At 32.3% G+C, this 25156-nt stretch carries 29 protein-coding genes; 12 read left to right on the top strand and 17 right to left on the bottom strand.

Annotation, left to right across the window (positions count from 1 at the left end; genetic code table 11):
• Positions 1-140: 140 nt before the first annotated feature.
• The 8 genes from N5D90_RS00910 to fabF all read left to right on the top strand — a co-directional run bounded on the left by N5D90_RS00910 (position 141) and on the right by fabF (position 5838).
• Positions 141-515, top strand: coding sequence for a metalloregulator ArsR/SmtB family transcription factor (locus N5D90_RS00910; protein WP_280061243.1), 375 nt, complete (start codon positions 141-143; stop codon positions 513-515).
• Complete coding sequence (gene merTP, locus N5D90_RS00905) at positions 512-1111, top strand: mercuric transport protein MerTP (RefSeq protein WP_280061242.1); 600 nt, start codon at positions 512-514, stop codon at positions 1109-1111. Before N5D90_RS00910 ends, merTP begins: the two co-directional genes overlap by 4 nt.
• Positions 1112-1318, top strand: coding sequence for a GDCCVxC domain-containing (seleno)protein (locus N5D90_RS00900; protein WP_280061241.1), 207 nt, complete (start codon positions 1112-1114; stop codon positions 1316-1318).
• A 134-nt stretch (positions 1319-1452) separates the two neighbouring features.
• On the top strand, positions 1453-1995 hold the full coding sequence (locus N5D90_RS00895; protein ID WP_280061240.1) for a DUF2867 domain-containing protein: 543 nt from the start codon (positions 1453-1455) through the stop codon (positions 1993-1995).
• Between the two features lie 35 nt (positions 1996-2030).
• Positions 2031-2624 (top strand): TetR/AcrR family transcriptional regulator, encoded by a 594-nt coding sequence (locus tag N5D90_RS00890; RefSeq protein WP_280061239.1) that lies wholly within the window; start codon positions 2031-2033, stop codon positions 2622-2624.
• Positions 2625-2709: 85 nt separating this feature from the next.
• On the top strand, positions 2710-4113 hold the full coding sequence (gene lpdA / locus N5D90_RS00885; RefSeq protein WP_280061238.1) for a dihydrolipoyl dehydrogenase: 1404 nt from the start codon (positions 2710-2712) through the stop codon (positions 4111-4113).
• Between the two features lie 52 nt (positions 4114-4165).
• Positions 4166-4597, top strand: coding sequence for a PaaI family thioesterase (locus N5D90_RS00880; protein ID WP_280061237.1), 432 nt, complete (start codon positions 4166-4168; stop codon positions 4595-4597).
• Positions 4594-5838 carry a beta-ketoacyl-ACP synthase II gene (fabF, locus tag N5D90_RS00875; protein WP_280061236.1) on the top strand — a complete coding sequence of 415 codons (1245 nt, stop codon included), beginning with the start codon at positions 4594-4596 and terminating at the stop codon, positions 5836-5838. The genes N5D90_RS00880 and fabF overlap by 4 nt, the downstream gene beginning before the upstream one ends.
• A gap of 124 nt (positions 5839-5962) precedes the next feature.
• Here the strand turns inward: fabF and N5D90_RS00870 are convergent, their stop codons facing one another.
• The 3 genes from N5D90_RS00870 to N5D90_RS00860 all read right to left on the bottom strand — a co-directional run bounded on the left by N5D90_RS00870 (position 5963) and on the right by N5D90_RS00860 (position 8695).
• Complete coding sequence (locus tag N5D90_RS00870) at positions 5963-6727, bottom strand: SDR family NAD(P)-dependent oxidoreductase (protein ID WP_280061235.1); 765 nt, start codon at positions 6725-6727, stop codon at positions 5963-5965.
• A 91-nt stretch (positions 6728-6818) separates the two neighbouring features.
• Positions 6819-7751, bottom strand: coding sequence for an AraC family transcriptional regulator (locus tag N5D90_RS00865; protein WP_280061234.1), 933 nt, complete (start codon positions 7749-7751; stop codon positions 6819-6821).
• Positions 7752-7807: 56 nt separating this feature from the next.
• Positions 7808-8695: an alpha/beta hydrolase gene (locus tag N5D90_RS00860; RefSeq protein ID WP_280061233.1), complete on the bottom strand. Its 888-nt coding sequence runs from the start codon at positions 8693-8695 to the stop codon at positions 7808-7810.
• A gap of 153 nt (positions 8696-8848) precedes the next feature.
• On the opposite strand from N5D90_RS00860, the gene N5D90_RS00855 reads away from it, so the two are divergent.
• The gene (locus N5D90_RS00855; RefSeq protein ID WP_280061232.1) at positions 8849-9271 is read left to right on the top strand and encodes a MarR family winged helix-turn-helix transcriptional regulator; all 423 of its coding nucleotides are present in this window, start codon (positions 8849-8851) and stop codon (positions 9269-9271) included.
• A gap of 6 nt (positions 9272-9277) precedes the next feature.
• Complete coding sequence (locus tag N5D90_RS00850; protein WP_280061231.1) at positions 9278-9625, top strand: GIY-YIG nuclease family protein; 348 nt, start codon at positions 9278-9280, stop codon at positions 9623-9625.
• Positions 9626-9668: 43 nt separating this feature from the next.
• On the opposite strand, the gene N5D90_RS00845 is transcribed toward N5D90_RS00850, so the two are convergent.
• Positions 9669-10067 carry a hypothetical protein gene (locus N5D90_RS00845; protein WP_280061230.1) on the bottom strand — a complete coding sequence of 133 codons (399 nt, stop codon included), beginning with the start codon at positions 10065-10067 and terminating at the stop codon, positions 9669-9671.
• A 761-nt stretch (positions 10068-10828) separates the two neighbouring features.
• On the opposite strand from N5D90_RS00845, the gene N5D90_RS00840 reads away from it, so the two are divergent.
• Positions 10829-11599, top strand: coding sequence for a hypothetical protein (locus tag N5D90_RS00840; RefSeq protein ID WP_280061229.1), 771 nt, complete (start codon positions 10829-10831; stop codon positions 11597-11599).
• Positions 11600-11890: 291 nt separating this feature from the next.
• Here the strand turns inward: N5D90_RS00840 and N5D90_RS00835 are convergent, their stop codons facing one another.
• From N5D90_RS00835 to N5D90_RS00800, 8 genes are all read right to left on the bottom strand, one after another.
• A complete protein-coding gene (locus tag N5D90_RS00835) occupies positions 11891-12229 on the bottom strand; it encodes a cysteine-rich CWC family protein (protein WP_280061228.1) in 339 nt (112 codons plus the stop codon).
• A 276-nt stretch (positions 12230-12505) separates the two neighbouring features.
• Positions 12506-13795 carry a branched-chain amino acid transport system II carrier protein gene (gene brnQ, locus N5D90_RS00830; RefSeq protein WP_280061227.1) on the bottom strand — a complete coding sequence of 430 codons (1290 nt, stop codon included), beginning with the start codon at positions 13793-13795 and terminating at the stop codon, positions 12506-12508.
• A gap of 220 nt (positions 13796-14015) precedes the next feature.
• Positions 14016-14216 carry a hypothetical protein gene (locus N5D90_RS00825; RefSeq protein ID WP_125349284.1) on the bottom strand — a complete coding sequence of 67 codons (201 nt, stop codon included), beginning with the start codon at positions 14214-14216 and terminating at the stop codon, positions 14016-14018.
• A gap of 12 nt (positions 14217-14228) precedes the next feature.
• Positions 14229-14828 carry a hypothetical protein gene (locus N5D90_RS00820; RefSeq protein ID WP_280061226.1) on the bottom strand — a complete coding sequence of 200 codons (600 nt, stop codon included), beginning with the start codon at positions 14826-14828 and terminating at the stop codon, positions 14229-14231.
• A complete protein-coding gene (creD, locus tag N5D90_RS00815) occupies positions 14810-16213 on the bottom strand; it encodes a cell envelope integrity protein CreD (protein WP_280061225.1) in 1404 nt (467 codons plus the stop codon). Before creD ends, N5D90_RS00820 begins: the two co-directional genes overlap by 19 nt.
• Positions 16214-16278: 65 nt before the next feature.
• Entirely contained in the window at positions 16279-16578 is a 300-nt protein-coding gene (locus N5D90_RS00810; protein ID WP_038331250.1) for a transcriptional regulator, read from the bottom strand.
• 9 nt (positions 16579-16587) lie between these two features.
• A complete protein-coding gene (locus N5D90_RS00805; protein WP_115000875.1) occupies positions 16588-17220 on the bottom strand; it encodes a hypothetical protein in 633 nt (210 codons plus the stop codon).
• Positions 17221-17338: 118 nt separating this feature from the next.
• Positions 17339-18058 carry a 3-ketoacyl-ACP reductase gene (locus tag N5D90_RS00800; RefSeq protein WP_280051155.1) on the bottom strand — a complete coding sequence of 240 codons (720 nt, stop codon included), beginning with the start codon at positions 18056-18058 and terminating at the stop codon, positions 17339-17341.
• Between the two features lie 146 nt (positions 18059-18204).
• On the opposite strand from N5D90_RS00800, the gene N5D90_RS00795 reads away from it, so the two are divergent.
• Positions 18205-18474, top strand: a complete 270-nt coding sequence (locus tag N5D90_RS00795) for a DUF1294 domain-containing protein (protein WP_115000878.1) — start codon at positions 18205-18207, stop codon at positions 18472-18474.
• A gap of 5 nt (positions 18475-18479) precedes the next feature.
• Here the strand turns inward: N5D90_RS00795 and arfB are convergent, their stop codons facing one another.
• From arfB to N5D90_RS00770, 5 genes are all read right to left on the bottom strand, one after another.
• Positions 18480-18872 (bottom strand): alternative ribosome rescue aminoacyl-tRNA hydrolase ArfB, encoded by a 393-nt coding sequence (gene arfB, locus N5D90_RS00790; RefSeq protein ID WP_038331233.1) that lies wholly within the window; start codon positions 18870-18872, stop codon positions 18480-18482.
• The gene (locus tag N5D90_RS00785) at positions 18872-20053 is read right to left on the bottom strand and encodes an MFS transporter (protein WP_280061224.1); all 1182 of its coding nucleotides are present in this window, start codon (positions 20051-20053) and stop codon (positions 18872-18874) included. Before N5D90_RS00785 ends, arfB begins: the two co-directional genes overlap by 1 nt.
• A 1-nt stretch (position 20054) precedes the next feature.
• Positions 20055-21008 (bottom strand): aldo/keto reductase, encoded by a 954-nt coding sequence (locus tag N5D90_RS00780; RefSeq protein ID WP_115000882.1) that lies wholly within the window; start codon positions 21006-21008, stop codon positions 20055-20057.
• A gap of 261 nt (positions 21009-21269) precedes the next feature.
• The gene (locus tag N5D90_RS00775) at positions 21270-24302 is read right to left on the bottom strand and encodes a histidine kinase (protein WP_280061223.1); all 3033 of its coding nucleotides are present in this window, start codon (positions 24300-24302) and stop codon (positions 21270-21272) included.
• Positions 24289-25083: a LytTR family DNA-binding domain-containing protein gene (locus N5D90_RS00770; RefSeq protein ID WP_280061222.1), complete on the bottom strand. Its 795-nt coding sequence runs from the start codon at positions 25081-25083 to the stop codon at positions 24289-24291. Before N5D90_RS00770 ends, N5D90_RS00775 begins: the two co-directional genes overlap by 14 nt.
• Positions 25084-25156 lie beyond the last annotated feature (73 nt).

Here is a 25156-nt window from a genome sequence, read left to right as displayed (position 1 = left end):
AAGTAAAATTAAATTATTTTTATCTATTTAAAAATCAGTGCTTTGCAATCTGTTATTGAATTTACTTTCGTTTAAATTTCAAATTCAAAAATACTTATTTTAGCAATTGCTTAAATAATAAAATTAACTACATTTGCCTTATGGAAAAAATTTCGTGTATAAGGCAGCAAGCGGATGCTCAGCAAATCAACCGTTGCAAAGAAAAGGTTTCGGAACTGGATGATACTTTTGATTATTTGTCGCAAGGTTTGGAGTTAATTGGCAACAATGTTAGATTGAAAATTCTTTTTTTATTGAATGAGGAAAAACGTTTGTGCGTCTGCGATTTGAGCGATATTTTGGGAATGACAGTTTCAGCAATTTCTCAACATTTACGAAAATTAAAAGACCGAAAACTCATCGAAACCGAAAGAGAAGCGCAGACCATTTTCTATTCTTTGACCAATGAATACGATAAAATTTTGCAACCCATTTTCAAAATTCTTGATAAATCCGAAATCCTCGAATCAATATGAAATCAGAAAATAAACTTTTAGGCGCTGGACTTTTAACGGCGATTGCTGCCTCGCTTTGTTGTATCACGCCTGTTCTTGCGCTTTTCGCAGGTGCCAGCGGTGTGGCTTCGACTTTTTCGTGGCTTCAACCTGCCAGACCTTATTTTATTGCAATCACCGTTCTGGTGCTGGCTTTTGCGTGGTATCAGAAATTAAAACCGAAGAAAGAAATCGATTGTAATTGTGAAACCGAGGAGAAACCAAAATTTTTGCAATCCAAAGCTTTTCTTGCAATCATCTGTGTTTTCGCAGTTTTAATGCTCAGTTTTCCGCTTTATGCCAATATATTTTATCCCAAAACGGAAAAAGAAATCGTTGTTGTTGAAAAGTCTAATCTGAAAACGGTTGAATTTGGAATTAGCGGTATGACTTGCGATGCGTGTGGCGACCATGTTAATCATGAAGTGAACCAGTTGCAAGGTATCGTAAAATCTGCTGCTTCGTATGAAAACGGGAATGCCATTGTGGAGTTTGATGAGTCCAAAACGACAATCGCCGAAATAGAAAAAGCCATCAATTCTACGGGCTACAAAGTGACTAACAAAACGGAAAAATAAATGGAAATTATATTAAATTCAACAATTACATGTCCTAATTGTGGACACAAAAAGGAAGAAATAATGCCGACAAATGCATGTCAATATTTTTACGAATGCGAAAAATGCAAGTCGGTTTTAAAACCAAAACAAGGCGATTGCTGCGTTTATTGTAGCTATGGCACGGCAAAATGTCCGCCAATACAGGAAAACAAGAAATGTTGCTGATTCCTAACAACTTGCAAAATTTGTCTTTAAAATTATTAAAGACATTTTTTTTGAAATAAAATATACCGATTGGTATATTGTTTGTAACTTTGCCATGTGAAATCGTTTAAGTATCAATTTAAAACTTTGGCATTATGGCAAATAATTTGAAAATAGAAAAATCCTTGCTTCCTTTTAATTCGTTTTTAAAAGCGGATTCCAGCTATGAGTTTATTGATGGCTACAGCACCGATTTTGCAGATGCAAAAGACGAAATTAACATTAAAAAGATTGCTAAATTATTTTTCACTTCCGAGCCAAATTGGGTAAAAACTTTAATGAAACTTAGAGATAAAGCAGTTGGAAAATTAGGATTGAAAACCACGGGAACGACTTCTGGTAAAGCACAAGATTTGAAAAATTTCAATGCTGAAATAGGTCAAAATGTTGGTTTGTTTAAAGTTTTTCATGAATCGGAAAATGAAGTGGTTTTGGGCGAAGATGATAAACATTTGAATTTTCGGGTTTCCCTTTTTATAGAACCAACGCAGTCAGAAAAGAAGAAATTGAGTATTTCGACTTCGGTGAAGTTTAATAATCTCTTGGGTAAAGCTTATTTTATTCCAGTAAAGCCCATTCACAAGCTGATTGTCCCATCGATGTTGGGTCGAATGGTGAATCAAATTCAATCTTTATAAAACACAATTGGATTTTAGAAATTTAAGACAAAATCATGAGTAAAGCAGAAAAAACAAGACAATTTATCATCGAAAAAACAGCGCCTATTTTCAATACAAAAGGATACGCTGCGACTTCGTTGTCGGATATTACCGAAGCGACTGGATTGACGAAAGGCAGTATTTATGGCAATTTCGAGAATAAAGAGGAAGTTGTCATCGAGGCTCTTCGTTACAATGTTTCGAAGCGCAGTGGTGGTTTGGACGAAGTTATTTCTGCCTCCCAAAATCCGTTGGACGCTTTAATCGGTATGCTGGAATATCATCGTGAAAAGTTGATGCAAGTCTTGAAAACCGGTGGTTGTCCAATGTTGAATGCGGCAACGGAAGCCGACAATCATTTGGAATTCCTAAAAAAAACGGTACAGCGACAGTTTCAAGGTTGGCAAAAGAAATTCATTCAGGTCATTGAAGATGGTCAAACGCAAGGTTTTTTCAAAAAAGACATTTCGGCAGATAATTATGCTAAGGAATTCATTATGATAATTGAAGGAGGCATACTATTGTCAGGCACTATGAATGATAAAAAGTATATGGATTTGGCGGTTGACCGCGGTATAAAAATCATTGAAACCGAAATTAAAATTTAAAAATTTTTTAAACATAAATATACCATTTGGTATTTAACAATATTTTCATCCCTAAAAAGATGATGTAATTAAAAACAAAAAGACAATGGAACATTTTGATATCACCGTAATTGGTTCGGGTCCTGGCGGTTATGTAGCGGCAATTCGCAGCGCTCAATTGGGTTACAAAACTGCAATTATCGAAAAATATGACACGCTGGGCGGCACGTGTACCAACGTTGGATGTATTCCCTCAAAGGCTTTGCTGGATAGTACGCATCATTTTTCGGACGCTTTGCACAAATTCAAAGTGCAAGGAATTGAAGTTGGCGAGGTACAATTAAATTTTAAACAAATGTACGACCGCAAAGCTGACGTTGTTCTGAAAAACACCCAAGGTTTGGAGTTTTTGATGAAGAAAAATAACATTACCAAATTACACGGTACAGCCAGTTTTATCAATAATAATCAAGTGAAAATTTTGGACGCTTCTGGTGTAGAAACTCAAATTTCAAGTGATAAATTTATCATCGCAACAGGTTCTAAACCCTCATCCATTCCTGGTATTGAAATCGATAAAAAGCGTATCATCACATCAACCGAAGCTTTGGCATTGACCGATCAACCAAAAGAAATCATCATTATTGGCGGTGGCGTTATTGGTGTAGAAATGGCTTCTATTTTTAACAGAATTGGCACCAAAGTTACCATTTTGGAATACGCTGATTATCTGATTGCGACAATGGACCACGAGTTGGGCAAAACTTTGCAAAAAATATTGAAGAAAGAAGGCGTTGAAATTCAGTTGCAACAATCAGTCTATAAAGTTGAAAATCAAGGCGATTCGGCAAAAGTTTGGTTTAAAGATAAAAACGGAACCGAGCTAACTTTACAAGCAGATTATGTATTGATGGCAGTTGGTAGACGACCTTTCACACAAGGTTTAGGTTTGGAAAATACAAATGTAAAACTGACAGAAAGAGGTTTCATCCAAGTCAACGAAAAACTACAAACCGAAGCTGCTAATATTTATGCCATTGGCGACGTTATCGGCGGTGCAATGTTGGCGCACAAAGCCGAAGAAGAAGGCGTTTTTGTTGCCGAAACCATCAACGGACAAAAACCGCACATCCATTATAATCGTATTCCTGGCGTGGTGTACACTTGGCCAGAAGTGGCTTCTGTTGGCGCAACTGAGGAAGAATTGAAACGTGATGGAATCGCTTACAACGTAGGAAAATTTCCGTTTTCGGCAAGTGCCAGAGCTCGTGCTTCAATGGATTTGGATGGTTTTGCTAAAGTTTTGGTTGATCCAAAATATGGCGAAGTTTTAGGCGCTCACATCATCGGCGCTCGTGCGGCTGACCTTATCGCATCTGCCGTTGTGGCGATGGAATACGAAGTTACTGCCAAAGATATGTTCACGATGTCGTATGCGCATCCAACCTATTCCGAAGTTGTGAAAGAGGCTTATATGCTGGCTTCCGGACAAGCTGCGATTAATATTTAAATTTAAAAATTCAACTAAAATCTTGAATTTCAATCATAAACATAACAACAAAATGACACCAATAGAATTATTACAATCGTATAAAGGCAAAGTTTTCGATATTTCGCCGTCACCTTTCACAAAATGGTTGGCACCAACGGTTATCGACGCTTCCGAAGGCAGAATTATATTCGAATTTACCGTTCGTCCAGAATGGCTGAATCCGATGCACAATATCCACGGTGGCGTTACAGCTGCCATTATCGACGATGTCATCGGAACCATGATGTTTTCTTTGGGCGAAGACAGTTTTTATACGACCATCAACAACACCATCGATTATTTTTCGGTGGCAAAAGCAGGTGACAAAATTACAGCCGAAACCAAAATTATCAAGAAAGGCAAGCAATTTGTGCACGCTGAATGCGAAATCTGGAACCCCGATCATACGAGAATGATCGCCCGCGGAACCTCTAATTTATTTAAAACCTCATTACAGAAATGAAACGTGTTGTAGTAACTGGTCTTGGGACTATTAGCCCTTTGGGAAATGATATTGAAGGTTTTTGGTCGAACATAAAGGCTGGAAAAAGTGCTGGGCAAAAGCTTTCACGCTTTGATGCATCTAAATTTCGGTCGCAAGTAGCGTGTGAAATTCAGGATTTTGATGCGTCCAAATATTTGGATAAAGCGGAAGTAAAACGCACCGATCTTTTCACTCAATATGCCTTGTACAGCGCATCACAAGCGATGGAAGACGCCAATTTTGATTTGAGTAAAATTGATCCTTTTGACTTTGGTGTTATTTGGGGCGTTGGTCAAGGTGGAATGCAAACCTTTGAAAATGAAGTTGAAAACTACGTAAATGGTGATTATAACCCACGTTTTAATCCGTTTTTTATTCCAAAATTGTTGATTAATATGGCATCGGGAATGATTTCGATGAAATATGGTTTGCAAGGAATCAACTATACACCAGTTTCGGCTTGTGCAACGGGAAATACCGCGATAATGGACGCTTTCAACTACATTCGATTGGGAAAAGCTAAAGTTTTTGTGACAGGCGGCTCTGAAGCGGGCATTACACCTGCCTCTTTTGGCGGATTTTCTGCCATGAAAGCCATGAGCCAACGAAACGACGACCCCAAAACAGCAAGTCGACCTTTTGACAAAAACCGTGACGGCTTCGTTATGGGCGAAGGTGCAGGCGCTTTGATTTTGGAAGAATACGAACACGCAAAAGCTCGTGGTGCAAAGATTTATGCCGAATTGGTGGGCGCAGCGATGACTGCGGATGCTTATCACATGACCTCGCCGCATCCTGAAGGATTAGGTGCAGCTAAATCTATGGAATTGGCAATTGAAGAAGCAGGTTTGAAACCTAAAGATGTCGATTATCTCAATCTTCATGCGACTTCTACGCCAGTTGGAGATATTGCCGAACTAAATGCCGTGCAGAAAGTTTTTGGTAACGACCATCAATTGCATGTGAGTTCCACAAAATCCATGACTGGGCATTTATTGGGTGCTGCGGCAGCGATAGAAGCAATTATTGCCATAAAAAGTATCAACGAAAATATTATTCCTGCAACCATCAATGTTGAAGAATTGGACGACGAAATCCCTGCGGACATCAATGTTGTCATCAATCAACCTTTGGAAAAACCCGTGAAAGTTGCGATGAGCAATGCTTTTGGTTTCGGTGGACATAATTCGACAGTGATTTTTAAAGAGTTTGTTGAGTAAGTAAAAATAAATAATTGTATTAACTAGCTTGCAAGTAGTTTTGATGAAGTTTAAATAGTATACAAAACAAAAAACCACGGAAAATAAAATTCTCCGTGGTTATATAATTCTTCTGAAAGAAAATTTACAAATTCATACCGCCAGAAACCTCGATGCGTTGACCTGTAATCCAACGTGCATCATCGCTGCATAGGAACGCAACTACACCGCCGATATCATCAGGCAAACCAACTCTTCCCAAAGCTGTCACTTGCGCCACATGGTCGTTAATTTCTTTATTGTCACGCACTCTGCCACCACCAAAATCTGTTGCAATTGCACCTGGCGCAACGGTATTTGCAGTAATTCCACGAGAACCTAATTCTTTTGCTAGATAACGCGTTAAAACTTCTACAGCGCCTTTCATTGCAGCATAGGCAGAAGATCCAAGATTAGAAAAACGAGCCAGACCAGTTGAAATATTCACTATTCTACCGCCATCATTTAAGAAAGGTAGAGCTTTCTGCGTCAGGAAAAATACGCCTTTGTAATGAATGTTCACTGCATTGTCGAATTGCTCTTCCGTAGTTTCTGCAAAAGGTGCGTACAAAGCTGTCCCTGCATTATTGACCAAATAATCAAAATTCGGTTTTCCTGTTTTCTCGGTTAAATGATTCGTAACTTCCATTATAAAAGCATCGAAAGATTTTACATTTCCAGCATCCAACTGAAACGCGGCAGCATTTTGTCCTAAATTTTGGATTTCAGCGACCACTTTGTCCGCTTCTTCCTTGTTGCTATTGTAAGTCAAAACCACGTCTACACCTTTCTTAGCTAAACTTAAAGCCATATTTTTGCCTAAACCGCGACTTCCACCAGTTACCAAAGCAATCTTATTTTCTGTACTCATATTTTTGTTTTATTTAATGATGCAAAGTTGCACGAAAATCAGCAATTCAATATTGCGTGAATCAATGAATGATTTGTAAAATTCAAATCATTTAGTTTCGATAAGCCAAAGGTGTTAATTGTGTATGTTTTTTGAAAAAGTTAGAGAAATGTGCTACCTCTTCAAAACCTAAACTGTATGCGATTTCAGAAACATTCCAATTGGTTTGTTTCAATAAATATTTAGCTTCCTGAACAATGCGATTGCCAATAACTTCTGTCGTTGTTTTGCCAATGCTTTCTTTTAAAACTTTGTTCAAATGATTGACATGAACCGATAATCTTTCCGCGAAATCCTTTGCTGTCCGAAGATTCAGTTTTTGATTGGTAGATTCAATCGGAAATTGTCGCTCCAATAATTCAATAAAAAGTGAAGTTACCCTTGCAGCCGCATTATGCGAAGAATTTTGCTCGTCTAAAGGTTGCAGTTTTTGTCCGTAATGAATCAATTCCAAAACATAATTTCGGATTAAATCATATTTGAAACGATAATCGGAATGCAGTTCTTGTTGCATCTTTCGGAAAATTTGCAATACTTCTTCTGCCTTTTCATCGTCAATTTGAAATATCGGATAAGCACCCGTTTGGAAAATGGGTAAATCGTCCAACACAACCCCCGTTTTATTCCGCACTAAAAAATCATCCGTAAAAACACAGAAAAACCCCGACTGATGCTCATCTTGTGGTAACCAGTGATACGGAATTTTGGGTGTTGCAAAAAGCAAAGCATTCTTTTTGATTTCGAAAGTTTTATCTGCATATTCCGCTAAATTATGCCCACGAATCATACTGATTTTGTAGTACATCCGTTTGTTGTAAGGCATCAATTGTGTGCGACGCGTTTCGTTAAAAGTTTCGGCGATATCAAAAATATTGAAATGCCCAATATCCTTAGAAATATCGGGTGGCAAAAAACTATAGATATTTTGCCCCGTTGCATTAGACATTTCCTGATAAAATTGGTCGATGCTGGTTTTCTTTTCCATGACAAAATTTGCAAGAATCAAATGTACGCAAAACTTTCAATCGATATTTATTGCGTTTAAATCTTTGCTAAATCTGAAATAGCATTCACGATTTTTTCATTCAAAGGCAGTGGAATTTCGTGTCCCATTCCTTCAATTTTTAAAAACTCTGATCCTTTGATTCGAGCGTGCAAATCCTCTGCACAAGCCAAAGGAAAAATTGGGTCTTCGGTTCCCTGAATAATCAAAGTCCGTGCATTTATTTTTTCAAAACGTTCAGGATTAAAACCAGTCAAAGTCATCGCCGTAATATGTCCTAAAGTTTGCGCTGGAGCAGCACGCTGATTTTCCTCGACAAGCGTTTGCCATTCTGCATCTTCATCAAATGGAATCAAACTTCCCGAAATTCGTTTGGCAAACTTCAAACGGTTTTCACGAAAAGCTTCTTTATCCATTTTAAAATCTGGTGCTTTTTGCATCATCATTTGCATAACATCTGGCGCAGTTTGCGGAAGTTCGGGATTTAATGAAGTGGACATAATGATTGTCGCACTAAAAACTCTTTCAGGAAATTCGGCTGCCAAAACCTGAGCAATAATTCCACCCATTGAACGACCGACGATATGGGCTTTCTCAATATTCAAGGCGTCCAACAATCCTATTGCATCTTTTGCCATATCCAAAAGTGAGTACGCATTTTCAGGAATTATTCCTTGCTGTAAAAGTTGCATTAATTGTCCAAGGTCCGAAACTTTATGTTCGATAAAAGTACTTTTCCCAGCATCGCGATTATCAAATCGAATCACACGAAATCCTTTATTCACCAGCTTTTGACAAAAATCCAAATTCCATCGCGTCATCTGACTTCCCAATCCGGAAATCAACAAAATACATTCTTTATTTTCCTCGCCAAACTGTTCGTAGCAAATCGAAATACCGTTGACATTTATATATTTTGAACTCATTTTTAAATAATTTAAACTTTACAAATACTTGATTACTCAAATAAATATTTTGCAAATGTAATTAAATTTCAATTGATTATAAAAATACTAATTTTATTTTATTTAAATTTTATATCTTTGCAAATTACTTGACAACTCAAATAATAATCAACAATGAATGACAAGCTTTTAAGTGCTTTTTCCTTGATGAAAGCTCAATCGATTTTGGCTCGAAAATTTGATAAACTGCATCTTCACGGCTTGGGACTAAGTGACTTTATGGTTTTGTATGTTTTAGTAAACAGCCCAGAAAACAAATGCCGAAGAATAGACCTTGCTGACCAATTGGGAATTACCGCATCAGGAATTACACGATTGTTAGCGCCTTTGGAGAAAATTGGCTTAGTCGCTCGTGAAGCGCATTTGCGTGACGCTCGCGTGAGTTTTGTGGTGATAACCGAAACGGGAAAGGAAATATTCGAAAATGCCAAAACTACGGCAGAGGAAGTAGCAGACGATATTTTTCCAAATTTCAAAGTCAAAGAATTAGCAACATTAACGAAACTTTTCATCGATTTGGATGTCAATTTTAAATAAAAAACAATGGATAAACAACAAAAGAAATTAATGCGAGAAGCCTTCAACAACCGAAAAGTGTCGATGGGCGTTTTCTCGATTCGCAATTTGGAAACGGATAAAACATTTATAAAATCAACGATGAATGCGGAAGCTTGGGAGAACAAAGCCAAATTCATTTTGAAAATGGGACAATTTGAAAATGCCGAACTTCAAGCCGATTGGAAACAATTGGGCGAAAATCGATTCCAATTTGAAATGATTGAAGAACTGGAAGAAAACGAAAATCCATATTTCGATTATCAAAAGGAACTTCAGAAAATGGAAGCGAGGATTCGTGAATCTTATAGCAAAAGTGAAAAGATTTTGTACTAATAAAGTCAAGTTTTAAAACTTCGAAATAATGACAATCCTTTATCTAAACTGTATTCCAAGGTTTTAATTTCAATACTATCAAACTTGAAATAAGGACATAAATCAAGAAAATAACTTGAAGATAAATTTTGTAATCGTCGTCATAACCGAGTCTGTCGAATTTAAAAAAGTTGGTGTTCACCAAAACATCCGCAATGATAATGATATTGGCAAACAAAAGCCCCAATTTCAGCTTTGTTAAAAGTAAAACAACAATTAAAAAATCAAAAAAAGTAAGTGAAACCCAAAAGATATTTTTCCATTTTGGAACTTCTGGATTTAATATCCAACCGTGATTTAATAAGTCAAAAATATGCGTAGTCGTTCCTACCGCAAAACCCAATAGCATTACGGAAAGCAGAACTTTGACTTTTGTCGGATAACTTTGGAAAGTTAACTTCACGGTTTTACTGACTTAATTAGAATTTATTTTTTTGTTGAATTGATTTGAATGTCGTAAAACAATTTTTCAAAGATAAATTTTTGTCCATTAAGTCAGGCAATTTTATTTAAAACCAATTATTTGCAAATAAATCAATATCCTTGAGAAAACGAAAGCATCGTTTCCAAAGCGTCATGAGTTGTATTTATCTAAGATGTATGCTTGATTATAGTTACTATTAGTAATAAACTATCAGGAAGTTCAAGATTTATTCAGGACAGATTATCTCAATTATACGCATTAACAAAATTGTCCCAAATCTGTACAATTAACCTTAACTTTTCAGATAACAACTTTTAATCCAGATTCACAAACTAAAATCAAAATTCCCAGCCTTACTATATTGATAGTGATTACTAACAAAGTAAACTCTTTTTAGAAATTGGGTTTAAAGGCTATGTCCATACAACTAGTGATACACAAAATTTTAAGAAATCAATCGAGAAAGTTTACATTGAAAAGAACTATTTTAGTAAGAAACATAAAAAAATGCAAGAGAATATTATGGTAATAAAGTAAACGCATAATTCTTCTTTTCACTAAATAGATTTTAGGCGATAATAAATTTTGTATATTTGCAATGAGCGAAAGGAAATACGTTGAAAAACAAAGCAATAATCACCGTTACCAAATCGTTACCTAGTTTTTACGATTATCTTATAAAAACTTATTATTCAATCAATACAATTTTTTCTAAATACTTAAATTCAAAATTTACACAAATGGAATTCAATGTTAGCAATGCTTTGAAACAATTAAATAATGATTATTCTGAAGATAAAGCGTCAGAAATTATCGAAAATCTATTGTATAATTCGACTGATTTTTCTGATGAAGACCATGAAATAATCGATCAATTGGGCGATAAATTTCTACGAATTGCTGCACAAATTTTTGTGGAAGATTTGGCGTATGATTTCAATACTTTGGTGAATTATTGGGAAGCTTTTATTGGACAATTAACAGAAGAGCAATCTCAAAACTTATTGAATTTCGCGATCGAACAGACTGATACGGAATTTGTAGAGGATTTTATTATTGGATACCGAAAATTTTATTCAAATCCGAAAGAAAGTATTACGTTTTTCAATAAATTAAATGAAGACGAATTTTATGAAATTAAATTCTTCAAAGCACGTTGTTATGAGGTTTTAGGTGAAAATGAAAAAGCTGTGGAAGCTTATAATAATTATTTAAATTCTGCACATTTCAAAAAAGAAGAAAATGCTGAACAAGCTGCTGTAAACGAGTTTTATATCAGTCATAGCATTGCGCCTTTGTTGGTAAGTATGAAAAAATATGATGAAGCCAAAGTTTACTTTGATCGTGTTTTAGGTAATATCGAATTTGAAGATTATTTAGCTAATTTCGAAGGTTCTAATCAACAAGAAATCAAAAGTTTCTTAGAAGATTATGTGACAACTTTAGAAGAAACTGGCGATAAAAAAACTGCTGAAACAATTTCAAAAAAAATAATGCAATATTTTTCTTAGAATTACAACATTCGGAAATATAGTATTGATGTAGTACGAAATACTCATAAATAGGTAGATTTAATATTTTCTTAACATTAACATAAATCCTATCTATCTGAGTATAAAAAAATAAATATTAATTTATTTATCAAAATAAGAAATCCACCTACCTTTGTACTATAAATAATTTATTCATAGTTGTTAAGGATAATGAAGTTGATTTTCTGAAGAAGAATATCCTTAATCAAATAGAGTTTTTTTATAGTATTTTTAGGTTGGTTAGTGGTTCAATGCAAGTTGAACCATTTTTTATTTCTTATAACCATAAGCGCAATGTCTGCAACCATTTTGGCAGCATTTCCCTTTCTGATAATGGAAAAATTCTGTAAAAACCCAATACCCATTTTCGATATAATAATGTATATGAGGAACAAATTCCGAAGGCATTGTTGGATGCGGATATTGTTGATCTAATTCTACAAAATAATTCAGTTTTTCTATACAAGAATTACACAAACATTTATAATGCGTTTTCTTCAAAAACTCTTTTATTTCGTCTTTTATAACAATTGTAGTACAAGCACAATTTGCAATATCATCTACCCTACAATCCATTGTTTCGTTACAACGCGAACAATTTTCGATCATTTTTTTTTGGATTATTTATTTGATTTTTCAAAATACGAAAAATTCATAAACTTATCTTAAATCATCTGATTAAAATTCTCTATATCCATCATAAATAAATAGTTATAAATTAATTCTATCTAGACATAAAAGAAATCATTTAAGAATAATTGATTTAAAGTCAAAACTTTAAGAAATTTGTAAAAGAATAAAAGATAGACATTATCATTATTCAATTAGTGTTTTTATAGTAGTTTTGATTGGTTAAAATCCTCGGAATAATTTTCCGAGGATTTTTTATTTTCTTAATCTATCAACTAATAAACCTATTACAAAACCGATAATCGATGGAGCAATCCAACCTAAATCATATTCGAAAAATGGAATTTTATTCAAGTTTTCTATTGTTGATTCATCTAATTTTCCTAACAATTTTAATAAGCCAAAAATAGCGATAATTGTAGACGCAATTAATGCAAAAATATAAGGTGTTTTACTTTTAATTGTTTTCCCAAACAACACAATATAAATAACTAACGTGATTGTAATTGGATATACGAAAGCCAAAGGAGGATATGCAAAATTGATAATTTCGTCTACTCCTTTTATCGATAAACCAAATGAAATTACTGTACATAAAACCACTAAAACAGTATAACTTACTCTTCCGTTTGTTAAACGCCCGAAAAATGTACCTACCGCAGATGTTAATGCGATTGCTGTGGTAAGACAAGCAAATGCCATACATAACGCAATTGCAATTACTCCGTATTGTCCTAATGTATTTCGAGAAATTTCGATTAATAATTCGGCACGAGAAATTTCTGGATTTGTAATCCCAGAAGTTGCTCCTAAATAAATCAATCCACCATAAACAAATAACAAGCAAGTCGTAGACAATAAACCTGATACGATTACAATTTGAGATTTACTTTTTGTATCAGTATACCCTTTATCTCGCGCTGCAGCTATGATAATTCCAGCAAAAATAACAGAAGCCAAAACATCTAATGTTTGATAACCCTCTATAAAACCTTTCGAAAAAGATTGCATCATTGTTAAATCTGAAGGCAAAAAGTCAGCGGTTGGATGTATAATTCCAAATCCAATTAATAGGGTTAATAAAATCAATAATACCGGAGTTAAATAATTTCCAATAACATCGACCACTTTAGAAGGACGAATCGCTAAAATAAGTGTTACTGTAAAAAATATTAATGAGCCCCATATCGGATCCAATGTTGGAAAAAATGGTTTTAATCCGACTTCGAATGTTGTGGCTGCAGTACGTGGAATCGCAATTAATGGTCCGATACAAATCATAATAATTGTACCTAAAATAGCCGCCAAATGCTTGTTCACACGATGTCCTAAGTCATTAAAATTATCGCCCGAAAAAACAACAGATAAAATACCAGTAAATGGCAATAAAATACCAGTTAATCCAAATGCAATCATCGCGACGAAATAATTTGAGCCTACTTCTAATCCAATCAAAGGAGGTAAAAGAAGATTTCCTGCGCCAAAAAACATCGCAAACAACGCAAATCCAAGCGTTAATACATTGGTTAACTTTTTACTTTTCATATATTTAATAATTCTATCTATTTTAAAAAACGGTTCGCAAATTACTACAATTGCATTTTGAAGCCTTAAACTTAGTAGAATTATTCGATAATCACACAGCCAATTTATAAATTCGACAGATTTGAATAACAATTTTTATATTTATCAAAATTTAAACTTTATATATTATGAATGTTTTAATCATCGATATCATCAAATCTCAACTCATTTGAAATTTTATCTAAAGAGACAATTCGTCTTTGTAAAATAGATTGATTGAAATATAAACAATCGCTAAAACATAAAAAATAATAGAATAATTAGCTGTTTTCTTATTAAAATATTTTTTCACAACACCGTAAATAATGTAACCTATAATAATCAAAAATACAATGCTCGTTACTAAAATAAATAAGATGATAATTCCGAAGTAAACATTCATAATAGAATATTATTAAACTTTTGATTTTAAAATTTTTGCGATAATATTTATGAGATAAATATTAAACATCATAAAACAAATTGATATTGAAGGATATTCAAAAACAGCGAAAAGTATTATAATCAAACTAAAAAATAGTATTAAAACAACCGCTAAAAAAATCGAAAAATAATTAAGATAACTAAAACCTATCGTTTCTTCATCATCGAAATTAGTGTAGAATATTGCAGCAAAAAAATTGACTATAATTAAAAGAAACAATAAATAACCTAAAAACGGCAAATAAAAACTTAAATCATGAAATCCACGAATGATTGTTTCATCCAAAACAAAAGCTACTGAAATACAAAGCCATGTCATGTTGGTCCAAACAAATATTTGTCCAGAATTGGAGAAAATTTTTCCTAAAAACAACTCCGAAATCTTATCAATTTTCAAATAAAATGACATTGCAAATAGGCAAATCACAAGCTCTAAAATAAAAATAGAAAAGCTGAAAATTGTATCATTATTTTTAACCACAATATCCGTAAAGGAAATTGCCATCAGTACAAGACCGATGACAAAAATCCCCAAAAATAAGTGTGCAAATGTTATTTTGTTTTGTTCCATTCGATGTTTTTTGAATAGTACATTAAGATTGCAATAATGATAAATAATCCTATACTTCCCACTAATAACGCATGTTCTTTGAGTTGTAAAACACTGTAAATAAATGCGTATAATAAGATTAACATTAATGTAATTTTGAATGTTAATCCAAATGATTTTAGGAAAGAATTGACGAAAAATGTAATCAATAAAATGGTTGCACCAGATGAAATAAAATAAGCAATATCAAATCCTAAATATTCTGACAACGATAACAATAACACAAAATTGACACAGATTGCAAAGCCAACTAAGGCATATTGTACCAAATGAATGTTGAAATTATTTCGACTTTCGATAAAGAAAAACGCTACAAAAGTTAATCCAATAAACAAAATTGCATATTTTGTCGAACGATATGTTTTGTCATAATGATCATTCATTTGTAAAAAATTAACGCCAAAACTATAATCAGAAAAGTTAGAAGCGTCTTGCCAAATCTGCCCTTGCAATGGATTTTGTTGATAAATAGACCATTTTACATTGGTTTTTCCATTCTTTGTTTCAGGATCAGAATTAGGTAAAAAATTCCCATCATATTTCAAATCTTTCCAATTTGTAGTCAGATCAACTTTTGTATTAATCGCCGATGGAATAAAATTCAACATTTGCGAACCTTTCATCACCAAATCGATCGAAACTTGATTAAAATCGAATGTAGAAGGATCAATTTTTTGAGACATCATTTGTACAGGCATTACTTTTTTAGTGGTAGTCGTTTGTTCCGAATATTCTCCATTTTCTGCTCTAACTTCTGGTTGAATATCAATTGTAGAAGTCGAATTATCCATATTCAGCGGATAATTTTTATTGTTAGATTGTACAATTACTTTATTCTCATATCCTTTAGAATCAGAGATTCCGAAAACAATTTTAGTCGAAACTACATTCTCTGCACTTACTTCCATTTCTGCAAGCATATCCGAATAATTCTTAAATTTCGAATTGATATTCAGCTTCGAATTGTAAACAACAGCTTCATAAATACTACGACTTTTTAACTGCGTATCAATCGTTCCATTAATGTTTAAATCATTTGCAGAAATATACTTTTTCATTTGTTGTTTCACAACTTTTCCTTGTGCATCATTTACATTTTCCATGTAAGTAACTTCGATAAAAGGACCATAAATTGTCTGTTTTCCACTCCACTTATCCGAAATTTCGGTAATTACTTTTTCTTTGTTTCCTTGTCGTTCTTCAATTAAATTTAATATGAACGGAATCGGAATTAAAAGTCCTAAAACTAAAAGACATACCAAAAATCCTTTTATCATTGTTTTGTTTTGTGAATAAACTGATTGATTTTCAGTTTGATATTCATTTTCTAAATCATTGTTTTCCATAAGTTTGAATTTTATTATTTATTTTAAAAAGTACTTTGTTTTTCAAAGTTTAAATACAAAAAAATTTACTTTATATTCTTTATTAATTTTTCAAGATAGTTCAAATGCTCCTGAAAAGCTTGTTTTCCAAGTGCTGTTATCGAATAAGTTGTATTCGTTTTACGACCTATAAATCCTTTGTGCACAGTAATATAATCGTTTTCTTCTAGATTTTTTAAGTGCGAAGCCAAGTTACCATCAGTCAAATCTAAAAAGTCTTTCAAATCCTTAAAAGAAATTTCTTCATTCATCACCAAAGCACTCATAATTCCCACACGAATACGATTATCAAAGACTTTGTTTAATTTATTAAGATTAAAATCCATGTTGCAAATTTAAGCTTTGTAATCATATTTTCGCACCATCCAAACTCCAAAAATCAAATGCAAAAGTCCGAAACCGATAAACCAAAACAATAAACCATTGAAAATAAAATAGAAAGCTAATAATCCTAAAAATATTTCGCACATTGCCAAATATTTTATCTCAACAATCGTGTCTCGTTCCACTGTATACAGCGCCAAACCATAAAACAAAAGCGTTGCTGGAGCCACATAAGCAAAACTAAAATTATTGATAAAGATTAAACTTACTAATCCTCCAACGATTAAAACAAAAAGAAATTTACGTAAAATTCGTTTGGTTACTGGATTGATAAATTTAACGCCATCTTTTGTCGATTTTTTGGTCATAAAAAAGAAACCTCCAATACAAGCAACTATTAAAGTTACAATTCCTAAAATGAATAATTTAATTTCTAAATTTTTCATTAAAATAGGCGTCAATGTTCCTCTGTAATTTACTTGAAGCGTATCTTGTAAAATTAAAACATATGCGATAAAAGCAGAAATCATTCCCACTACTCCAACCCAAACGCCGCTCCATCCACTAATACCTGTGAATTTTGAGGTGCGTTGCATCATCGATTTGATTTCGTTTAAACTTTCTACAGGATTATTTGTGCTCATATCAAAAGTACTTTGTAATTCAAAGTTAATATAAAAAATGATTCTACAAAATATTTTTCAAAAAAAATCCAATTTCATTTAGAAATTGGATTTTAAAATATAATGAATCAAATTATTCTTAAGGATTTGTAGACCACAAAGATGCTGAAGCCAACATTGCACGTTTATCTAATTTTAACAAATCGACAATTAATTGCGCGAAATCTTCTGGTTGAAGCACTTTTTCTGGATTTCCGTCTGTGATTTTCAACACATCTTTTGACATTTCAGAAGCAATTGTACTTGGAGTTAAGGTCGTAACACGAATGTTTTTCTTTCTCAATTCGAACATCAACGATTCTGATAAACCTATCAATCCCGCTTTTGATGCTGAATAAGCAGAAGTAACTGCGTTTCCTTTTAATCCTGCTGTTGATGAAACATTGATAATATCTCCGCTTCCTAATTCTACCATCGAAGGAATTACTGCTTTTGAAACATAATACGGACCAAATAAATTGGTACGCACAATATCTTCCCAATCATTTTCTGGCATTTCCAAAAAACTTCCGAAAGCCGCTATACCAGCATTATTAATCAAAATATCAAACGCTCCAAAACTCTCAATTAATCGCTCAAGTTGCATTTTCACTTCAACTTTTTCGGCTACATTAAAAATAGAATAATCAGCTTTTACGCCAAAACTTCTAATTTCCTCTACAGTTTCTTCTAATGTTTTTGTATTACGTCCTGTCACAGCTACATTAACACCTTCTTTAGCTAATGCCAAAGCAACAGCTTTTCCTAAACCTCTACTACCTCCTGTGACTAATGCATTTTTTCCTTTTAAATCTTGCATAATTATTTCCTAATTAGAATTTTACAATTTATTTTTTGAAGATTTTTTGTAATTTTGAAGTACAAAGATAAACAACATAGATTTCTAGTGAAAATATTTTTTATCTACTTAATTATAAGTATTTTTATTGCTTAATTACACACTGAATGGATAAATATTTATTTTTTACTCTCCTCCTTATCAACGTCCTCTCTTTTTTTTTATTCAAAATAGATAAAAAAAATTCAATTATTGGTAAAAGGCGTATCTCTGAGTTAGCACTTTGTTTTGTGACTTTGATTGGCGGGACAATAGGTTCTCTTATGTCAATGCAGATTTATCGTCATAAAACAAGAAAAAAGTCTTTTATTTTTAAAATAGTAATGATTATAGCAATACAATGTAGTATATTAATTTTTTTAGTTGATCGAATTTAATTCTTCTAAAATTTAAACCTACGACCATCTTTTTTCTCAGCTTGTTGTTTCTTTTGATTCAATCTTTTTTGTTGAGAAGCTTTCGTAGGTTTGGTCTTTTTTCTAAACTTTGGAATAATCAATGCTTTTTCGACCAATTCTAACATTTTCTTTGTGGCAGATTCTTTATTGTCCAATTGAGAGCGAGATTCTTGTGAATTGATTTGTAGAAATCCTTCTGAATTAATCTTATTTTTTAGCTTTTCTGTAATTAATGCTTTTTCTTCCTCCGAAAAAAATAGAGAAGATTCAATGTTCCATTTTGCTAAAACCATTGTTTCAACTTTGTTTACATTTTGTCCTCCAGCTCCACTACTTCTTGCTGTTTTATATGTTATTTCAGAAGAAAAATCTTTCATCACTTATTATTTTTATTGAATAAAATATGAGATATCAAACAAATTAAAGTAAAAAATACGCCAACAGCAACCACTCCATTCCATTGAAATTTATCCCACGCATTTGCTGCAATAAATGTTCCTAAAGATCCGCCAATAAAATAACTCGTCATATAAACTGTATTCACTCGATTTCCTGCTTTGGCATCTAATCCAAAAATAATGGTTTGAATAGAAACGTGCATTGCTTGTAAACCTAAATCGATCAAAATTACGCCAACAATTAACCCCCAATATGTATAACCAAACTCATAGAAAAATCCCCAAGAAATTAGCATGATCATGATGGAGTAAAAGATAATTTTCGAGGTTGATAATACTTTCGAAACTTTTCCAACTAACGCTGCAGCCAAAGCACCTACAGCTCCAATTAATCCAAATGCGCCAGCAACATCGCTTCCTACAAAAAATGGAGCTTCTTCTAAATGAAAAACCAATGTTGTCCAAAATGCACTGAATGCTGCAAAACCTGTTGCTCCACGAAAAGAAGCTAATCTTAATTGCGGTTGAGTTTTCACTAATTCCACAATAGATTTCATCAGATTACCATAAGTTCCTTTGAAATTTGGCTGTATTTCTGGTAAAAATATATAGATGAATATCCATAGTACAAACATTAAAATTGCACCTATCAAATAAACTTCTCGCCATCCTAAATATTCGCCAATAAAGCCACTAAAAACGCGAGAAAGTAGAATACCAACAAGCAAACCACTCATAACCATTCCGACAGCTTGTGCTTTGTTTTGAGGTTCTGCTAATTCAGATGCCATTGGCACAAAAACTTGCGGAATAACTGAAGTGAAACCGATAAGGAAACTTAATGGAAAAAGCCAACTTACAGATGGTGCAAAATACATTCCCAAAAGAGCTGCAATAATAAAAACAAAATCGATTAAAATCATTCGTTTTCGTTTCAATAAATCTCCTAAAGGAATAATAAATAACAATCCACAGGCATAACCTATTTGTGTTAGCATTGCAATATTAGAGACTTTACTTTCGGAAACATTAAAATCTTTTGCAATTAATGACAATAAGGGCTGATTGTAATAATTATTCGCCACAACCAAACCACTCCCAATGATCATTATCCATAAAATGATTGGAGTTAATTTGGGTTTCATTTGTAAATTTTCCATTCTAATATTCGCTTGCTTCGGTCAAAAGTTTCACATCATCATGAGATAATTGCACATTTACAGCTTCTACAAAAGCATCAAGATGTTGTTCCTTAGTCGCACTCGCAATAGGAACTACAACTGTTTTCTGATCCATTAACCAAGCCAAAGCAACTGCTGAATAAGAAATATTATATCGCGTAGAAATAGTTTGTAAAGCGTCCAAAATTTTGAATCCTCTTTCGTTCAAATATTTTTTGATTCCTTCTCCTCGTAAACTTTGTTGTAAATCTTCTTCAGTTTTATATTTACCTGATAAAAATCCACTCGCTAAACTATAATAAGGAATAACAGCTAAATTGTATTTCTCAGCAACAGGTTGCAAAAATTCTTCAAAATGCTGACGATCATACAAATTATATTCAGGTTGCAAGGTTTTGTATTGCGGCAAATTGTAAAGTTCTGATTTATCCAACGATTCAATCAATCGCTCCGAAGAAAAATTAGACGCACCAATATATCTCACTTTCCCTTCTTTTATCAATTGATTATAAGCGGATAAAGTTTCTTCAACAGGTGTATTTACATCATCATAATGTGTTTGATACAAATCAATATAATCTGTTTGTAAACGGATAAGTGATTCTTCTACTTCTTTTAAGACATGAGCTTTTGTAGTATTTGGCTTATCTTGAATCATATTTCGTCCACCAACTTTCGTTGCCAAAACGATTTGATCTCTCACTCCTCTCGATTTTATCCAATTTCCGATAATTCGTTCAGATTCTGTTCCAACGTTACCATCCACCCAATACGAATAGTTATTTGCAGTGTCTATCGCATTAAATCCTCTGTCCAAAAATCCATCTAAAATTCGAAAAGATTCTTCTTCATTCAATGTCCAACCAAAAACATTTCCTCCGAAAAAAATTGGTTTTATCTCTAAATCTGTATTTCCTAATTGTACATTTTTCATGGGTATAAAGATAAAAAAAAAGCTACTTTGCAGTAGCTTCTTGTTGTAAAATTTTTTGACTCACACGTCGAAAAATGTAACTTTTAAGATACTTTATGGTGTCTTCATAGGTTTAGAAAACAAAGCATCAAAGTTTAATACTTAGTTTGAAATCGATAGTGCAAATATATATACTGAATAATATCTATCATCAAAATAGAGTTTAGATTTCGTTAATTCACGTTTCAGCAAGGTGAATTGTAAATTTATTCAGGTGAAATTTTAATTAACTTTCAAAATCATCCAAACTTTTGTTCCTTTTTCATGAAAATCTATAAAAATATTTTCTTCAATATTATGATTAAGCAATTGTAAACGCTCATTAATTATCTTAAGTGCTTTCGAATCGTGAGTTTTATTTTGCGTAATTTGTGTTGTATTTCCCTTTCCATTATCTTCAATAATTATTTCTAAATAATCAATTTTTATTCTAATAATCAATTTGATAATCGGTTGCAAATGGTTTTGATCAAATGCGTGAACAAAAGAATTTTCGATAATTGGCTGAATCAACATTGGCGGAATTTTGATACGATAAATATCCAATTGGCTATCAATTTGAACATCAAATTCTATTTTATTTTTCCATCTAAAATTCTCAACTTCAACATATAATTTCAAAAAATCAATTTCATCTTTCAAACTAATTTCATCTTTTGTTGAAAGATTTAACATCTGACGAATCAAATGAGAAAAACGTCCCAACGAATTTAACGCATTATCAATATCATTATCCAAAATATAAAACTGAATAGAATTCAACACATTGAAAATAAAATGCGGATTCATTTGAGATTGTAAGGCTGTTAACTTCGTTTCGGTTAATTGTCGCTCTAATTGCAAACGTTGATTTTCTTGTGTATTTTTCTCATTTAATTGACTAATTTTTAATTGATTAAATTTATTTAACGTCTTGATTTTATTTGTATTATAACGATAAATAATCAATCCTAAAGTTAAGACTGACAACAAAATAAAATAAATATTCAAGTAAAAAGGTTCTTCAACATTCAACGAAACCAAATCAATAATTTGTTTTTGTCCGTTGCTTGTATCTGTTATTTCTAATTGAATACGATATTTACCATATGGTATATTCCGCAAATAAATAGATGGGTTATAAAAATACTCATTCCACTTTTCATCAGGATTTACACGATATCTGTACTTATAACTTTGAGCGAAATTAGCATCAACGACAGCAAAATTTAGTGTAATATTGTTCTCATTATTTTTTAAATTCAAATCTTTATCAATCAAATCAAACCACATAAATTTCTCTACTCCAAAAGATTGATCATTAATTTTAAAACTTGTAATAATAATCTCTTTCGACTGATTTTTTTGCTTTAATAAATTCTCAAGATTTAGCTTATAATAACCATTTTCAACTCCAATTGTAGCCGTTTTTCCGTCAAAAATAGACGAATGTATATCCTTATTTACAAAACCTTGTTCGTTGCTAATCATATACGTTTTATCATTATTGAAAACAAGTAAATTACGATTTGTTCCAATCAGAATTGAGTTCCCAAAAATGTCAATTGAACTGATATTTTCCCCGCCAATTTCACGAATATTAATTATTTTTTTTGTGATTAATTCTTCTCCTTTTACCTCTAAAATATAGACTTTCGCAAATTCTGTTGCGACCATCAACTGATTTTCACCAACGCATTTTATCATTTTAATTTTCGATTCATTAAACTGATTATTTTGCAAATACGAAATAAAATTTCCATTTTCATATTTGAATAATCCATCCAATGAAGAACCAAAAAACACAGCTTTTTTATTTTGAGAAATTGACACTACATCTTTCGGAACATTGGCTTGCGCAGCCGAATATGAGTGATATTTTAGATTATTTAGATCATCAAAAACTAAAATTCCACCAAAAGGATTTGTCTGAATAAATTGATTATTAAAATACGTAAATTGACTTGTTCGATTAGGTAAATAATCTTTGAATTCTCCATTAAAATCTAACTCGAAAAGTCCTAAATTAGTTGCTATAATGAACGAATTGTGACGAATAATCATTTTATAAAAACGAAGGTTTTTTTCTTTCAAATCAAAATCAATTTCATAAAAATCTTTATTTGATTGACTTAAAAAATCTTTGAATTTTGACTTATTTCGAAGCATATATTGATAAAAAGCATCTCTCTTTATCTGCTTATTAAATACATTATTCTCTTGAAAATAAAGTCCATCTGGCGTTAAAAAATATTGTGTATTCGCAACTTTTAGAATTTCAATAACTCTTTTATTATCAATTGTTGAAAAATCTAAAAAATGATTAAAATGAACTTCAAAAAGTCCTTTATCAGCACTTCCAACATAAATTAAATCATCCGTTTTACTACTAAAAACTCGATAAGGATAATCCGAAGTGATTTTAAAATTTTCTGTTTGATCTGTTATTTTATTATCCTTTAACTCTGCAACCATGCCATTTCCCGCACCCGTTTCGTAACCTGCTAATAAAAGCGAATGACGTTTATCTGAAATGTTATGATTTCTAAAAACTGGAAAATCGTACGTTTTAAAATTCAATTTTTGATTCAAAAAATCGTTTATCGGAATGACATTAAGACCTTTAGACGATGACAAATACAAATCATTGTTATAAAAAAAACTATAATTAATTCGATTGAAAGGATTGACCAACTTCAACTTATCGCGATGAACTTCATAAACACCATGATCGATTGTTGCAACATAAACCTTATTTTGATATTCGAAAAAAGATACTGCTTCGAACACAATATTGTTATTTTTCTCGAAAGAAGGATTGTAAATTTTCTTTGATTTTGTATCAATAATTGAAACGCCTCCTTGCGCTGCAACATATATAAAATCATCTAAATAAAATAAATTTCGAACGCGATCCGAAACCAACCCTTTCGCTGTATTAATTTGTTCAAAACGTTGACCTGTAAATTTCAATATTCCTTGTCCATAACTTCCAAACCAAATATTATGCTGTCTATCTTCTATTATTGTCCAAACATTATTGTATTGTACTTTCTCGAAGCGTTTCATCATTTTGAAATTGTCCATGTCTTTCACAAACACGCCAAAACGAGTTCCAACCCATAAAATTTTGCGAGAATCTTTGTAGACACTCAAAATCTCATTGGCAGGCAAACCATTTTCGTACGTGTATTGTTTTGTCAAAACATATTGCGCAGAAAGTTGATGTGAGCAAAGAAATAAAAGAAGTAAAAAAATGAAGTTACGCAACCACATTCGATAAAATTTTATACCCCAAAGAAGTCACAGGCAGATTTGATTCGCCGTCTTTTGGATGACAATTCAGAATCAATAAATTGTTTCGTTTATCAAATTTTTTAGCAAAATTAATATTAACTAAATATGATCTATTTACACGGAAAAAATTGGTTTGATCAATTAAATTTTCTACTTCTTTTAGTGTTTTAGTTACCATGTACGCCTCTTTTTCAGTAAAAATTGTACAATAACTATCATCCGCTTTACAGTAAATAATATCTTCAATTTTCAGTACCAAAACCTCTGTTATAGATGGAATAAAAATAATTCCATGTTCATTTTTGAAAACATCTTTCAGATTATCTGTTTCTACCTCATCTTCAAAATCATCTGAAATATTAACAACCTCCTTCGTTGTTTTTTTTTGATTTTGACGTTCTACAAAACGATTCAATAATACTTTAAGGTCAGAAATTGAAATAGGTTTCATCAAATAACCCAAACATCCCCATTGATTTACAGCTTCTAAAATATAATCTGAATGAGCTGTTGTAAAAATGACATCAAACGTAATATCATCAAAATAATCAAATAATTTAAACCCAAATTCCTCTGGCATCTGAATATCCAAAAAAACTATATCTGGTTGATTTTCCTTAATTTTTTCTACACCTTCTTTTACAGAATTTGCCGTATCAATGGAAACAAAAAAATCTGGCAAAGCATGTTGAATAATTTTCTTTAACCCTTGTTGAGCAAAGTGTTCATCGTCTATAATAAGAGCTTTGTAATGATTCATTTGAGTTTAATTTGTTACAAATATAAACTAAAAAAGGATGCTCCGTAGAACATCCTTTGATTATGATTGAAGT

This window comes from Empedobacter sp. GD03797 (assembly GCF_029842105.1).
Taxonomy (GTDB): Bacteria; Bacteroidota; Bacteroidia; order Flavobacteriales; family Weeksellaceae; genus Empedobacter; species Empedobacter falsenii_C.
The sequence above is the reverse complement of the archived record's forward strand: the minus strand, read 5'-3'. Positions and strand labels throughout refer to the sequence as shown.